Below are 13,423 nucleotides of genomic sequence, written 5' to 3' on the forward strand. Positions count from 1 at the left end.
CCGCGGAGCGCCTGTCGGAGGGGTGACGTAGGGTGGATGGCGCCCTGTTCATCGTTTCGAATCGAGCTTCTGTGACGCAGTATCTCTACCTCGTGCGCCACGGAGAGCATCAGGACGCCGAGCACGGTCTCGAAGACGGCCCGCTCTCGCCGCGTGGACGCCGTCAAGCCGAGCTGCTGGCCGATCGCATCTCCGGCGTTCCCCTCGACGCCGTCTGGCACTCGCCGCTCGAGCGCGCCCAAGAGACGGCGCGCGCCGTCGCCAAGCGCCTGCCGGCCCTGGCTCCGCAGGCGTCGTCTCTGCTGTTCGACTGCGTCCCGACCGGTATGACGCCCGATACGCCCGCCGCCTACGAGCCCTTCTTCGGGTCGTACACCGAGGCCGAGACCGAGGCGGGCGCAGCGCAGATGGCGGATGCGGTGGGGGAGTTCCTCGCTCGCAAGCCCGACGCCCACGAACTGCTGATCACCCACAACTTCGTCATCGCCTGGTTCGTGCGCGAGGTGCTGCAGGCGCCCGACTGGCGGTGGTTGACGATCAACCAGGCTCACTGCGGGCTGACCGTGCTCGCGCAGCGCCCCGGCCGCCCCTGGACGATGGTCTCGCACAACGACCTCTCGCACCTCCCTGTCGAGCTGCGCACCGGCCTTCCCGACATCCTTCCCGTCTGAGCCGATGGCCGAGGCGCCCGCCGAAGAGCCCCGTAACCCCGCGCAGCTTCAGCCGCATGATCCCGCGTGGGCCGTCGAGGCGCGGGCGATCCTCGATCGCGTCCACAACGCTCTCGTCGGGCTGCCGGGAGTCGACGCCGCCCGCTTCGACCACATCGGGTCGACCGCGGTACCGGGACTCGACGCCAAGCCGATCATCGATCTCCAGGTCAGCATCCTTCCCCTGCCGGCCGAGGACGAGCTCAGCGCGCGACTGGGACCTGTGGGCTTCCGTCGCGAGTGGGGGTCTCGGCCTGATTCTCCCGGTGTCAGCCGCGACATCCCGCGTGGTGCCGAGGACGTTCCCGATGAGGTCTGGGAGAAGCGGCTGTTCGTCGCGCGCGGCGCCGACGTGATCCTGCACGTGCGCCGCTCCGATTCGCCATGGGCGCGCGAGACGGTGCGATTCCGCGACGCCCTCTGTGCCGACCCCGTGCTCAGCGCTCACTATCAGGACCTCAAGCGCCGACTGTCGGCTGCGAACGCGGGCAAGGCCGATTACGACGACTACACCCGAGCGAAGACGGCGTTCTTCAGCGACATGCACGGCTGATCCGCGGCGCGAGCCCGGCTCCTGCCGATTGGACGCGGCGCACACCGAACCGGAGAATCGATCGGTGCTCGATGGTCCTCTGCTCGCCGACTGGCTTCCCGTCTCCGTCTCCGCGCTGATCTTCCTCATCGTCGCGGCCGGGGTGGCCGGCTGGGTCGACGCGGTCGTCGGCGGGGGAGGGCTGATCCAGCTCCCCGCCCTCGTCATCGGCGTGCCCAAGGATGTCGCGACGCCCTTCATCCTCGGGACGAACAAGCTGTCGTCCTTCGCGGGCACGCTCTCGGCCAGCTGGGTCTATCTGCGCCGCATCCGCGTGCAACTGGTCCTCCTCGTGCCGCTTGTGGCCGGCGCATTCGGGGGGTCGGCCGTGGGCGCCGCGCTGTCGCGCTACGTCCCGCGGGAACTGCTGACGCCGATCGTGCTGGTCGCGGTCGTGGCGGTCGCGATCTACACGCTGCTGAAACCCAAGATGGGCTTGAACCACGAGCCGCGCCACGAGTCGCGTGCGGCCATCGTGTGGCGCTCGGCGCTCATCGGAATCGTCGTCGGCTTCTACGACGGCATCCTCGGTCCCGGCACCGGTTCGTTCTTCGTCATCCTGCTCGTCGCCGTGCTCGGATACGGCTTCCTCCAGGCGAGCGTCAACGCCAAGATCGCCAATCTCACCACGAATCTCGCAGCGCTCCTCGTCTACGGGGTGCACGGCGAGATCCTCCTGCTGCTCGCCGTCGTCATGGCGGCGGCGAACATGACGGGCGGGTTCATCGGCGCGCGCATGGCGACGAAGAACGGCAGCGGCTTCGTGCGGATCGTGTTCCTCGTCGTGCTGTCGATCCTCGTCGTGAAGCTCGCTTGGGACACGTTCATGCAGTTCGCGCCCGCGTAGGCTGGTGGTCATGACCACGCGCGTGGCCCTCGTGGGCGGCACCGGAAAGCTCGGCGGCATCATCCGAGACGTCATCGAGGCGTCGGAGGGCTTCGAGATCTCGGCGGTCCTGACGAGCCGCAGCAGCCTCGACGAGCTCGACGGCGCCGACCTCGTCGTCGACGCCTCGACCCCGGCCGTGTCGACGGATGTCGTGCGTGCAGCCATCCAGCGCGGCCTCAATGTGCTCGTCGGCACGTCGGGCTGGTCGCAGGAGCGGATCGCGCAGATCCGCCCCGCTGCGGATGCTGCGGGCGTCGGAGTCGTCTTCATCCCCAACTTCTCGCTCGGCTCGGTCGTCGGCAGCGCCCTCGCCGCTGCAGCCGCCTCGCTCTTCCCCTCGATCGAGATCATCGAGGCGCACCGCGACACCAAGGTCGACTCTCCGAGCGGCACCGCAGTCCGCACGGCCGAGCTCATCGCCGCTGCCCGCACCGGCGTCGGTCCGGTCGAGTCGCCCCACGCGGACCAGCGCGCCCGCGGACAGAAGGTCGCCAGCGTCCCGATCCATTCGCTGCGCCGGCCCGGCGTCATCGCCCGCCAGGAGACGATCCTCTCGGGCCCGGGCGAGGCCTTATCGATCGTGCACGACACGATCGAGCCCGCGCGAGCCTATGAGCCCGGCATCCGAATCGCGCTCGACGCCGCCCGAGACGCGCGCGGCATCACCGTCGGGCTCGACAGCTTCATCGACATCGGGATCCGGCCGCCCGCCGCGACGAACGAGAACGCGCCGACCGACGAGGGCGACGTCCCGGGTCAGGTCGCGCGAGCCACCGGAGCATGAGCGCCCGCATCCTGGCGTTGATCATGGCGGCACTGCTCGCCATCTACATCTTCTTCGTCGCCCAACGCGCCGTGCTTCTCGTGATGTCCGGCGAGCCCGTGGGCATCGCGATGGGCGTCGCGCTGATCGTCCTTCCGGTCATCGCCGCATGGGCGCTATGGCGCGAGCTGGCGTTCGGCGCGAGCGCGTCGCGGCTCGGCAAGCGGCTCGAGCAGGAGGCGGCGCTTCCCGTGGAGACCATCGATCTCGCTCCGAGCGGCCGACCGGACCGCGCCGAGGCCGACGCCCTCTTCCCGCGCTACCGAGAAGCGGTCGAGCAGGCGCCCGAGGACTGGCGAGCGTGGTTCCGGCTGGGCCTCGCCTACGACGGCGCCGGCGACCGCCGGCGCGCACGACAGGCGGTCCGCACGGCGATCGCCCTCGAGCGAGCCGAGCGGAACGCCTGATTCAGCGCGGCGGGACGACGGCGCGGATGGCGTCCTCCACGCGCTCGTGCGTGAAGACGAAGCCCGACTTCTGCAGGACCGCCGGAGCCACGTCGGTGTCGTTGGTCAGCAGCGCCTCGGTCGCATCGCGTCTGAGGACGAGGCGGAGCCCCCACTCGGGAGCGCGGACCAGGTATGGGCGGTTCATCCTCATGGCCAGAGCGAAGCCCAGGTCGTTGGCCGTCGCGCGCGTCGGCCCGGTGAGGTTGACCGGACCGGCGACGTCGGCGTCGATGAGGTGACGGATGGCTGAGACCTCGTCGACGAGCGAGATCCAGGGCCATACCTGCGTGCCTCGACCGATCGGTCCCGACAGACCCGCTCGGGTCAGCAGCATGAGCGGCTTCAGCACGCCTTCGGGATGCACGACCGGCGCCGTCCGCAGGAGGACCACGCGCGCGTGCTCACGAGCGGTCAGTGCAGCCGCCTCCCACTCCCCGCACAGATCGGCGAGGAACGAGTCGCCGCGCGGCGCGGTCTCGGTCATGCGGACGCCGGGCCGGGTCGGGTAGTAGCCGACGGCCGATGACGACAAGAACACCGGCGCATCCGATCCGAGCGCGCGGACGGCTGTTGCGAGCGTCTCGGTCGGGAGCAGCCGCGACCACACGAGCTCGTGCTTGTACGAACGGGTCCACGGGAAGCGACCGATGCTCGCGCCGTTGAGCCCCACCACGGCGCGGGCCCCGTCGAGCACCGCGGGGTCGAGCGGGCGCTCTCCGGGGAACCATTGAACCTCGTCGGCGGCGACAGGGGAGCGGCGGACGAGACGCGTGACCTCGATCCCGTCACCGCGCAGCGCGTCGACGAGGGCGCGTCCGATCAGACCGGACGCACCCGCGACGACGACACGGCCCGCCGAGCCCTGATCAGCCAAGCGTCGCCTCGAGGGTGATCTCGATGCCCGCGAGGGCGGCTGAGACGGGGCATCCGCTCTTGGCCTCCTGGGCCAGCCGGTCGAAGTCCTCGGCCGACAGGCCCGGGACCACGGCGTTGACGTTCAGGTGCGAGCCGGTGATGCCGGTGCCCGGGATGAAGGTGACCGATGCCGTCGTCTCAACGGACTCGGGCGGCGTGCCGTTCTCGGCCAGAGCGTGGGAGAGAGCCATCGAGAAGCAGGAGGAGTGGGCGGCGGCGATCAGCTCCTCGGGGGTGGTCACCGCGCTGGAGCCTTCGCTGCGCGCCTTCCAGTTGACCTCGAACGGGCCCTGGTTCGAGCTCTCGAGGGCGATCTGTCCCGACCCCTCCGTGAGGCTGCCCTTCCAGCTGGTGGTTGCTTCGCTCGTGACGCTCATGACTCTCCTGTTCGCAGATGGCACCTCGGGTGCCGTATCGAGACGGCGCGGTGTGCGCTCGCGTCGAGCCTAAGTCGGTCGGCCGCCCGTCGGAACGTCTTGACAGGGTCCGTCGGCGGGCTCAGACCGAGGCGGAGTCGGCCCGCAGTCGCAGGATCTCGAGGTGCACGACATCCCGTCGCGGTGCGCCGCCGAATCTGGTCCGCACGACCCCCCGTCCGTCGAGGACGAGCGTGGTGGGCGTCTGCGCGATCTGGAATCGACGCGCGATGTCGGGGCGGTCGGTCACGTCGATGTCGAGGTGGACGACGTCGTCGGTCTCCCGGGCCATCTCCGAGAGCGTGCGATGCACCGCGGGGCACCGGTGGCAGGTCTCCCTGCTGAATTGCAGGAGCGTCGCCGTTCGACCGAGGGCATCGGGGTCGGCGCCGAGTCGACGCGGGTCGACGACATCAAAACGCGGGATGGGATAGGGCCGTGAGGCGCGCCACCGCAGGAAGACTCCGATCCCGCCTGTTACCGCTAACAGACAGGCCAGGACGACCGCCACCGCCATGAGTTCCACAACAGCCCAGAGTAGACCTTCGGGGGGAGCCGGAAGCACTCGGGCGCCGGGGGTAATCTGAGAGTGTGAGCGACGCCGAGCAGACCCCGACCAGCCCCGAGATCGAGTTCCGCAGCGATGTGACGGTCGAGCTCATCCGCTCGAGTGCCGCCGACTCGGACGTCCTGTTCGCGGCTCGCGTGTCGACGCAGGGGGAGCAGACCCTGGATGCCGCGGCCGCCGGCACCGAGGCCTCCGGTCGCGATCGCGGCCTCATCAACTACCTCATGCGCGACCGCCACGGCTCGCCCTTCGAACACAACTCGATGACCTTCTACGTGCAGGCGCCCATCTTCGTGTTCCGCGAGTTCATGCGGCACCGCATGGCCTCGTACAACGAGGAGTCCGGCCGCTACCGCGAGCTGCGCCCGGTGTTCTACGTCCCCGCCCGGGAGCGCAATCTCAACCAGGTCGGCAAGCCGGGCGCGTACGAGTTCCTGCCCGGCACCGACGAGCAGTTCGCCGTCGTCGACGAGAGCACGCGCCAGGCGTCGATCCAGGCGTACGAGGCCTACCGGCGGATGCTGGATGCCGGCGTCGCCCGCGAGGTCGCACGCATCGTGCTGCCGCTGAACATCTACTCGTCGATGTACGTGACGGTCAACGCCCGTTCGCTGATGAACTTCCTGTCGCTGCGGACCAAGGTCGAGGGAACGCATTTCCCGTCGTTCCCGCAGCGCGAGATCGAGATGTGCGCCGAGAAGATGGAGACCTTCTGGCGCGAGCTCATGCCGCTCACGCATGCGGCATTCAACGCCAACGGCCGCGTCGCTCCCTGACGGGTCGGAGGGCGACGTCGCGGGACCGACTCAGACGAATCGGCCCAGGCTGATGCCCGCGTACGCGAGCGCCGCGACCGTCTCGCCGTCGTCGATCCGTCCCTCGGCGACCTGACGCACGGCCTCGGCGAACGGGATCCACACGACGCGCTCGATGCCTTCTTCCCGCTGGGATGACGCCGCGTCCTCCGCCTCGGCGAGGCCGCGCGCGAGAAAGACGTGTTCCGGGGCGACCGCGATGCCGTTGAGCGCATTCATCCGGCCGATGGCCTCCCACGAGGCGGCTACGAGGCCCGTCTCCTCGAGCAGTTCGCGCTTCGCAGCCACGAGCGGTTCCTCGCCGTCGATCCCGCCCGCCGGCACCTCGAGCGAACGCCCCGTCGTGTAGCGGTCGACCTCCACGAAGCAGACTCGGTCCTGCTCGTCGACGGCCACGACGAAGACGGCCGGATGCCGCATCTCGACGACGCCGTAGATTCCGTCTCCCGCCGGCCCGGTCACCTCGTCCTCGCGAACGGAGATCCACCGGTTCTCGTACGTCGTGCGGGTGCTTCGCGTCGTCCACGCCATGCCGCTACCCTAGGGGGCCCCTCGCCCCGCGATACATCTGTCGGACCGGCGGGGCTGGTGTCGCGTCGGCCGGCCCCTGAGGCGCATCCTGCACCGCGAGTCCGACGGTTGTATCCGACTCGAGGTCGCTCGGCGCTCCTCCCCAGTCCGCAGCGGGTCCGCTCCCTCCACAGACGGCCGATGTCCGGAGCGACGAGATCGCGTTCGCGGCGAACGTCGGTGAATGACCGGATACGAACTGGCCACGAGAATCCGTGCGATGGGCGGGTGCGTGCGGTCGCGCTGGTTGACCTCGCGAGGCGTCACTCGTTTGCAGCTGGCGCGGGCGGTCGAGAGGGGCGCGCTCATCAGGGTCCGGCACGGTGTCTACGCGGTTCCGGATGCCGAGCCGGCTGTCCTCGAAGCCGCTGCCCACGGCGGCGAGGTGTGCTGCGCTTCGGCGTTGCGACGGCGCGGCGTGTGGGTGCTCGAGCCGCAGGGACGCCTGCACGTGCGGGTCGGGCGTGCAGGGCGGGTGCACGCGCACCCGGGATGCCGCTGCGTCACGCATCACGACGGGGACCCAGCGGCATTCGGTGCCGTCTCGCTCGTCCACGCGCTCGTGCAGGCGGCCTCATGCCTCGGTGCGGAGGTGTTCTTCGTGGCGTTCGAGTCGGCGTGGCGGCTCGGCCTGCTCACGCGCGCAGACCGGGCGGAGGTGCGCCTGGCGCTCCCGGCCCGCTTCCGATACCTCGTCGATCTCGCTCGTCCCGATGCCGACAGCGGGCTCGAGTCCCTCCTGCGGCTGCGCCTCTCGCGGCTGGGCATCTCCGTCGAGAGTCAGGTGCTCATCCCGGGCGTGGGGCGGGTCGACTTCCTCGTCGCGGGGTGCCTCATCATAGAGGTGGACGGCCGTCTCAACCACGAGGGCACGTCGCTGCGGCACAAGGATCTCGTGCGCGACGCCGAAGCGGCGGCGATCGGCTACGAGACTCTGCGCTTCGACTATGCCCTCGTCGTCTTCGACTGGCCCCGCGTCGAGCGAGCCGTCCTCGCGCGTCTCGACGCGATCCGCCGACGCCGCTGACGCAGTCGCGATACATCCGTCGGACCGGCGGGGCGGATGTCGCCTCGCGGCGCTGCCATGCCGCCACCAGCACCTCCGGTCCTGCGAACGTATCGGCGACCAGGAGTCAGCCCGTCGGTCATACGCGATGCAAAGGCGGAACCGATACCCTGAGACCATGACGCACTCGGGCAATCCCTTCGGACAGGTCCTCGTCGCGCTGGTCACTCCCATGACCGCCGACGGTGAGGTCGACTGGCCCGCCGTCGAGAAGCACATCGACGACGTCATCACCGCCGGCGCCGACGGCATCGTCGTCACCGGTACGACGGGCGAGACGAGCACGCTCACCGACCCCGAGAAGCTCCGCCTCGTCGAGGTCGGCAAGTCGGTCTCCGCCGGTCGCGCGAAGATCATCACGGGCGGTGGCTCGAACGAGACCGCGCACGCAATCGAGCTGTACAAGGCCAGCGAGAAGGCCGGCGCCGACGGCATCATGATCGTCACGCCGTACTACAACAAGCCCACGCAGGCCGGCATCCTGACGCACTTCCGCCTCGTCGCCGATGCGACCGACCTGCCGGTCATCCTCTACGACATCCCCGGACGCACGGGTGTTCCGATCAAGTACGAGACGATCCTGCGCCTCGCCAAGCACCCCAACATCCTGGCGGTCAAGGACGCGAAGGGCGACTTCAGCGAGGTCAGCCGCGTGCTGAACCAGACCGACCTCATGTACTTCTCCGGTGACGACGCCAACGTGCTGCCGCACCTCTCCATCGGCGCGAGCGGCCTCATCGGCGTCACGGCGAACATCACCGCGACCCCGTACCGCACGATCGTCGACGCGGTGAACCGGGGCGACCTCGCCGCGGCGACCGCGGCGCACAAGAGCCTCGAGCCCCTCGTGCGCGCCGTCATGACGCACGTCCCGGGCACCGTGAGTGCGAAGTACATCCTGCACGGCCTGGGCCGCATCTCGAGCCCACGCGTGCGGCTGCCCCTCGTCGGCCCCGAAGAGTGGGAGGCCGCCATCATCGAGGACGAGCTCGCCCTCGTCTCGGGCGTCCCGGGCGCCGATTTCTCCAACTTCCGTCCCGACCGTAACGCCGCCGCCGGCGGTGCCCTGCCCAAGGTGCACGGGACGACCCGCTAGACGAAAACAAATGAGGATGCCGCATAGGTCGGCGTCCCGAGGAAGCGTGCCAATGCCCACGAACGTCTTCAGCCCGCCCGCTCTCGAACCCGGAACGCTGCGGGTGTACCCGCTCGGAGGCCTCGGCGAGGTCGGCCGGAACATGACCGTCTTCGAGTACGAGGGCAAGCTCCTCGTCGTCGACTGCGGCGTGCTCTTCCCCGAGGAGCACCAGCCGGGCGTCGACCTGATCCTGCCCGACTTCGAGCCGATCAAGCATCGCCTCGACGACATCGTCGGTGTCGTCCTGACCCACGGCCACGAGGACCACATCGGGGCGGTTCCCTACCTGCTCAAGCTCAAGGGTGACATCCCCCTCATCGGCTCGGGACTCACGCTCGCCCTCATCGAGGCGAAGCTCAAGGAGCACCGCATCCGCCCCTACACCCTGACGGTCACCGAGGGGCAGGAGGAGCAGGTCGGTCCGTTCGACCTCGAGTTCATCGCGGTCAACCACTCGATCCCCGACGCGCTCGCGGTCGCCGTCCGTACCCCCGCGGGGCTCGTCCTCGCGACGGGTGACTTCAAGATGGATCAGCTCCCGCTCGACGGCCGCATCACCGACCTGCGTGCCTTCGCGCGACTGGGCGAGGAGGGCGTCGACCTGTTCCTCGTCGACTCCACCAACGCGGACGTCCCCGGCTTCACGCCGACCGAGCGCGGCATCGGTCCCGTTCTCGACCAGGTCATCAGCAAGTCGCCGCGCCGTGTCATCGTCGCGAGCTTCTCGAGCCATGTGCACCGCGTGCAGCAGGTCGTGGATGCCGCGGCCGCGAACGGTCGCCGCGTCGCCTTCCTCGGCCGCAGCATGGTCCGCAACATGACCATCGCCGAGAACCTGGGGTACCTCAACGTCCCCGACGGCGTGCTCATCGACTACAAGAAGGCCAAGGACCTGCCCGACGATCGCATCGTCTACATGTCGACGGGCTCCCAGGGCGAGCCGATGGCCGTGCTCTCGCGCATGGCCAACCTCGAGCACGCGATCGAGCCCGGGCCGGGAGACACCGTCATCCTGGCGTCGAGCCAGATCCCGGGCAACGAGAACGCGATCTACCGCGTCATCGACGGGCTGACCAAGCTCGGCGCGAACGTCGTGCACAAGGGCAACGCCAAGGTGCACGTGTCGGGACACGCCGCCGCGGGCGAGCTGCTGTACTGCTACAACATCCTCAAGCCGCGCAACGTGCTCCCGGTGCACGGGGAGTACCGTCACCTGATGGCGAACGCGAAACTCGCGCAGGACACCGGCGTTCCGGAGGATCGCACGATCCTGGCCGAGAACGGTACCGTCGTCGACCTCAAGGACGGCGTCGCGGAGGTCGTCGGCCAGCTCGACATCGGCTTCGTGTACGTCGACGGCTCGACCGTGGGCGAGATCACCGACGCCGATCTCAAGGACCGTCGGATTTTGGGCGAGGAAGGCTTCATCTCGGTCATCGTCGTCGTGGACGGCAAGACGGGACGAGTCGTGAGCGGCCCGGACATCCACGCGCGTGGTGTCGCCGAGGACGACGCGGTGTTCGAGGGCGTCAAGCCGAAGATCGCGGCTGCGCTCGCGGAGGCCGTGCAATCGGGGACGCGAGACAACCACGCGCTCTCACAGGTCGTCCGCCGCACGATCGGCCGCTGGGTGAACCAGTCGCTCCGACGTCGCCCGATGATCGTCCCGGTCGTCATCGAGGCCTGACCCGCGTCGTTCCGCGGTAATGGGGGAACCCCCGCGTACCGTGGAGGAATGGCCAGGAGCACGAACGCGCCCTCCGGACGCCGCGCACCGGCGAAGACCTCGACCTCGCGCGCCCGCAAGAGCGAACCGACACCCAAGCGATACGTCGACGAGGCCGACCGGCCTCCGGTGATCGCGCGCGCCTGGATGGGGCTCGCCCACGCCACGGGCGGAATGTTCCGTGCATTCGGACCCGAGACGCTCGAGAAGGACCAGCGTCGCGACGGGCTGCCCTTCCTCCTCGTGCTGCTCGCGATCGCGGGCGCGGCGGTCGAATGGTTCATGATCGGAACCGAGGCCGGCACGCTCGTGAGCGCCTACACGGTGGGCTTCCTCATCGGTCGTGAGGCGTTCATCATGCCGGTGCTGCTGCTCTTCCTCGCGGGCTGGCTGTTCCGGCATCCCGCGTCGGTCAACGACAACGGGCGTATCGGCATCGGTTTCGGCCTGTTCATCCTCTCTGTGGCGGGGTTCTGCCATGTCTTCGGCACGCGCCCCGAGCCCAAGGCCGGTGCGCTCGAGCTGAGCGCGTCGGGCGGGTTGTTCGGATGGGCCGTGGGGGAGCCGCTGACCATCCTCACCGTCTACGGGGCTGCGGCCGTCCTGGGTCTCGTCACGGTCCTCAGCATCCTCATCCTCACCAAGACGCCGCCGAACCGTATCGGCAGCCGCCTCGGCGACCTGTACGCCTGGATGTTCGGCGCCGAGCGTCCGGCCGCCGACCCCGATGGCGACGCTCCGACCGTCGCCTTCTCGCCGAAGAAGGGCAAGAAGGCGGCGCCCGCGGAAGTGGACGACGAGGACGAAGACGCGCTGCCGTGGTGGCGTCGCAACAAGAGCGGCCGCGAGGAGGATCCCGACGACGGCAGTGCGTCGCAGGACCTCACCGAGCTTCTCGGCCCCTCCGTCGCCGGTTCCGTCGCCGGCGGATTCGAGCAGGCCGTCGCCACGCCGCCCCCGCTTCCCGACGCGCCGACCGAGATCATCGACCCCTCCGTCATCGAGCGGGCGGCCACGGCCGCGCGTTCCGGCCGACCGGCCGACACCGCCGTGCGCGATGACCACGACACCGGTGAGATCGAAGAGCTGCCCGGGCTCACCGGCCTCGGCGGCGACTTCCACGGTCAGCCCCCGGCGACGCCGTACCGCCTGCCCGCCGTCGCGGCGCTCGGCGCCGGCACCCCCGCCAAGACGCGGTCCGAGGCGAACGACGCGATCGTGCGGGCCATCACCGGTGTCTTCGAGCAGTTCTCGATCGACGCCAAGGTCACCGGGTTCTCGCGTGGGCCGACAGTCACGCAGTACGAGATCGAGGTCGGGCCCGGCACCAAGGTCGAGAAGATCACGGCCCTGACGAACAACATCGCCTACGCCGTCGCCTCGAACGAGGTTCGCATCCTCGCGCCCATCCCCGGGAAGAGCGCGATCGGCGTCGAGATCCCCAACACCGACCGCGAGATCGTCACGCTCGGAGACGTGCTGCGCTCGAACGCCGCGACCTCGTCGACCCACCCGATGACGATCGGCGTCGGCAAGGATGTCGGCGGCGGATTCGTCGTCGCGAACCTCGCGAAGATGCCTCACCTGCTCGTCGCCGGTTCGACCGGATCGGGTAAGTCGAGCTTCGTGAACTCGATGATCACGAGCCTGCTGATGCGGGCGAAGCCCACCGACGTCCGGATGGTCCTCATCGACCCCAAGCGCGTCGAGCTCACGAGCTACGCCGGCGTGCCGCACCTGATCACCCCCATCATCACGAACCCGAAGAAGGCGGCCGAGGCGCTGCAGTGGGTCGTGAAAGAGATGGACATGCGGTACGACGATCTCGCGTCGTTCGGCTTCCGTCACATCGACGACTTCAACAAGGCCGTCGTGGCCGGTGAGATCCAGCTCCCGGCGGGCAGTGAGCGCGTGCTCAAGCCGTACCCCTACCTCCTGGTCGTCGTCGACGAGCTCGCCGACCTCATGATGGTCGCTCCGCGCGACGTCGAGGACTCGATCGTCCGCATCACCCAGCTCGCACGCGCCAGCGGCATCCACCTCGTGCTCGCGACCCAGCGACCGTCGGTCGACGTCGTGACGGGCCTCATCAAGGCCAACGTGCCGTCACGGCTCGCGTTCGCCGTCACGAGCGTCACGGACTCCCGCGTCATCCTCGACCAGCCCGGCGCCGACCGGCTCATCGGTCAGGGCGACGCCCTCTTCCTGCCGATGGGCACGTCGAAGGCCATCCGTGTGCAGGGCGCGTGGGTGGCGGAGTCGGAGATCGAGAAGGTCGTCGCACACGTGAAGGGCCAGGCCCAGCCGGAGTACCGCTCCGACGTGGCCGCGGTCGCCGAGAAGAAGGAGATCGACGCCGACATCGGTGACGACCTCGAGCTGCTGCTCGCCGCCGCCGAGCAGATCGTGTCGACCCAGTTCGGGTCGACGTCGATGCTGCAGCGCAAGCTGCGCGTCGGGTTCGCCAAGGCCGGACGCCTCATGGACCTCCTCGAATCTCGCGAGATCGTCGGGCCCTCGGAGGGTTCGAAGGCGCGTGACGTCCTCGTCACCCCCGACCAGCTGCCGGCCGTCCTGGCACGGCTGCGGGGAGAGGACCCGCCGGCTCCCGCGGCTGCCGCTCCCGCCGGCGGCGCCGTCGACCCCGTCGAAGCGCAGTTCGAGGGGCTGAAGGTCGTCGACGGTGACGACGCCTCCGAAGACGCCTGGGGCCTCACCGGACGCGACTGACGGATAGGCTCGGCTC

Annotated in this window: 14 protein-coding genes; 10 read left to right on the forward strand and 4 right to left on the reverse strand. The window is 69.4% G+C overall.

Features of this window, described 5'->3' with window-relative positions:
* Nucleotides 1-71: 71 nt before the first annotated feature.
* The 5 genes from VC184_RS04705 (at nucleotide 72) to VC184_RS04725 (ending at nucleotide 3,421) form a co-directional block, all read left to right on the forward strand.
* Nucleotides 72-671 (forward strand): histidine phosphatase family protein, encoded by a 600-nt coding sequence (locus VC184_RS04705; protein ID WP_112613727.1) that lies wholly within the window; start codon nucleotides 72-74, stop codon nucleotides 669-671.
* A gap of 4 nt (nucleotides 672-675) precedes the next feature.
* Nucleotides 676-1,263: a GrpB family protein gene (locus VC184_RS04710; protein ID WP_323987427.1), complete on the forward strand. Its 588-nt coding sequence runs from the start codon at nucleotides 676-678 to the stop codon at nucleotides 1,261-1,263.
* A gap of 64 nt (nucleotides 1,264-1,327) precedes the next feature.
* Complete coding sequence (locus VC184_RS04715) at nucleotides 1,328-2,149, forward strand: sulfite exporter TauE/SafE family protein (protein ID WP_112615043.1); 822 nt, start codon at nucleotides 1,328-1,330, stop codon at nucleotides 2,147-2,149.
* Between the two features lie 10 nt (nucleotides 2,150-2,159).
* Nucleotides 2,160-2,975: a 4-hydroxy-tetrahydrodipicolinate reductase gene (gene dapB / locus VC184_RS04720; RefSeq protein ID WP_282502279.1), complete on the forward strand. Its 816-nt coding sequence runs from the start codon at nucleotides 2,160-2,162 to the stop codon at nucleotides 2,973-2,975.
* Nucleotides 2,972-3,421, forward strand: coding sequence for a tetratricopeptide repeat protein (locus tag VC184_RS04725; protein ID WP_274177542.1), 450 nt, complete (start codon nucleotides 2,972-2,974; stop codon nucleotides 3,419-3,421). Before dapB ends, VC184_RS04725 begins: the two co-directional genes overlap by 4 nt.
* A gap of 1 nt (nucleotide 3,422) precedes the next feature.
* On the opposite strand, the gene VC184_RS04730 is transcribed toward VC184_RS04725, so the two are convergent.
* The 3 genes from VC184_RS04730 to VC184_RS04740 all read right to left on the reverse strand — a co-directional run bounded on the left by VC184_RS04730 (nucleotide 3,423) and on the right by VC184_RS04740 (nucleotide 5,311).
* Nucleotides 3,423-4,337 carry a TIGR01777 family oxidoreductase gene (locus VC184_RS04730; RefSeq protein ID WP_323987428.1) on the reverse strand — a complete coding sequence of 305 codons (915 nt, stop codon included), beginning with the start codon at nucleotides 4,335-4,337 and terminating at the stop codon, nucleotides 3,423-3,425.
* Nucleotides 4,330-4,755: an OsmC family peroxiredoxin gene (locus VC184_RS04735; RefSeq protein WP_023951786.1), complete on the reverse strand. Its 426-nt coding sequence runs from the start codon at nucleotides 4,753-4,755 to the stop codon at nucleotides 4,330-4,332. The genes VC184_RS04730 and VC184_RS04735 overlap by 8 nt, the downstream gene beginning before the upstream one ends.
* 121 nt (nucleotides 4,756-4,876) lie before the next feature.
* Nucleotides 4,877-5,311, reverse strand: coding sequence for a TlpA family protein disulfide reductase (locus VC184_RS04740; protein ID WP_181574138.1), 435 nt, complete (start codon nucleotides 5,309-5,311; stop codon nucleotides 4,877-4,879).
* A gap of 74 nt (nucleotides 5,312-5,385) precedes the next feature.
* On the opposite strand from VC184_RS04740, the gene thyX reads away from it, so the two are divergent.
* Entirely contained in the window at nucleotides 5,386-6,138 is a 753-nt protein-coding gene (gene thyX, locus VC184_RS04745) for an FAD-dependent thymidylate synthase (RefSeq protein ID WP_112613737.1), read from the forward strand.
* A 30-nt stretch (nucleotides 6,139-6,168) separates the two neighbouring features.
* Here thyX and VC184_RS04750 read toward each other — a convergent pair whose 3' ends face one another.
* Nucleotides 6,169-6,708, reverse strand: coding sequence for an NUDIX hydrolase (locus tag VC184_RS04750; RefSeq protein WP_323987429.1), 540 nt, complete (start codon nucleotides 6,706-6,708; stop codon nucleotides 6,169-6,171).
* A 223-nt stretch (nucleotides 6,709-6,931) separates the two neighbouring features.
* Between VC184_RS04750 and VC184_RS04755 the strand changes: the two genes are divergently transcribed.
* The 4 genes from VC184_RS04755 (at nucleotide 6,932) to VC184_RS04770 (ending at nucleotide 13,407) form a co-directional block, all read left to right on the forward strand.
* Complete coding sequence (locus VC184_RS04755) at nucleotides 6,932-7,774, forward strand: type IV toxin-antitoxin system AbiEi family antitoxin domain-containing protein (protein ID WP_282502284.1); 843 nt, start codon at nucleotides 6,932-6,934, stop codon at nucleotides 7,772-7,774.
* 157 nt (nucleotides 7,775-7,931) lie between these two features.
* On the forward strand, nucleotides 7,932-8,909 hold the full coding sequence (gene dapA, locus VC184_RS04760) for a 4-hydroxy-tetrahydrodipicolinate synthase (RefSeq protein WP_112613743.1): 978 nt from the start codon (nucleotides 7,932-7,934) through the stop codon (nucleotides 8,907-8,909).
* 52 nt (nucleotides 8,910-8,961) lie between these two features.
* Nucleotides 8,962-10,638: a ribonuclease J gene (locus VC184_RS04765; RefSeq protein WP_269266686.1), complete on the forward strand. Its 1,677-nt coding sequence runs from the start codon at nucleotides 8,962-8,964 to the stop codon at nucleotides 10,636-10,638.
* Nucleotides 10,639-10,686: 48 nt separating this feature from the next.
* On the forward strand, nucleotides 10,687-13,407 hold the full coding sequence (locus tag VC184_RS04770; RefSeq protein ID WP_323987430.1) for an FtsK/SpoIIIE family DNA translocase: 2,721 nt from the start codon (nucleotides 10,687-10,689) through the stop codon (nucleotides 13,405-13,407).
* The last annotated feature ends 16 nt before the right edge of the window (nucleotides 13,408-13,423 follow it).

The organism is Microbacterium plantarum (assembly GCF_035231185.1).
Taxonomy (GTDB): domain Bacteria; phylum Actinomycetota; class Actinomycetes; order Actinomycetales; family Microbacteriaceae; genus Microbacterium; species Microbacterium plantarum.

Coding starts and splice junctions, on each gene's coding strand:
- VC184_RS04765 (WP_269266686.1), top strand. CDS start 8,962: ATGCCCACGAACGTCTTCAGCCCGCCCGCTCTCGAACCCGGAACGCTG.
- VC184_RS04740 (WP_181574138.1), bottom strand. CDS start 5,311: ATGGCGGTGGCGGTCGTCCTGGCCTGTCTGTTAGCGGTAACAGGCGGG.
- VC184_RS04755 (WP_282502284.1), top strand. CDS start 6,932: ATGACCGGATACGAACTGGCCACGAGAATCCGTGCGATGGGCGGGTGC.
- dapA (WP_112613743.1), top strand. CDS start 7,932: ATGACGCACTCGGGCAATCCCTTCGGACAGGTCCTCGTCGCGCTGGTC.
- VC184_RS04725 (WP_274177542.1), top strand. CDS start 2,972: ATGAGCGCCCGCATCCTGGCGTTGATCATGGCGGCACTGCTCGCCATC.
- VC184_RS04750 (WP_323987429.1), bottom strand. CDS start 6,708: ATGGCGTGGACGACGCGAAGCACCCGCACGACGTACGAGAACCGGTGG.
- VC184_RS04710 (WP_323987427.1), top strand. CDS start 676: ATGGCCGAGGCGCCCGCCGAAGAGCCCCGTAACCCCGCGCAGCTTCAG.
- VC184_RS04735 (WP_023951786.1), bottom strand. CDS start 4,755: ATGAGCGTCACGAGCGAAGCAACCACCAGCTGGAAGGGCAGCCTCACG.
- VC184_RS04770 (WP_323987430.1), top strand. CDS start 10,687: ATGGCCAGGAGCACGAACGCGCCCTCCGGACGCCGCGCACCGGCGAAG.
- dapB (WP_282502279.1), top strand. CDS start 2,160: ATGACCACGCGCGTGGCCCTCGTGGGCGGCACCGGAAAGCTCGGCGGC.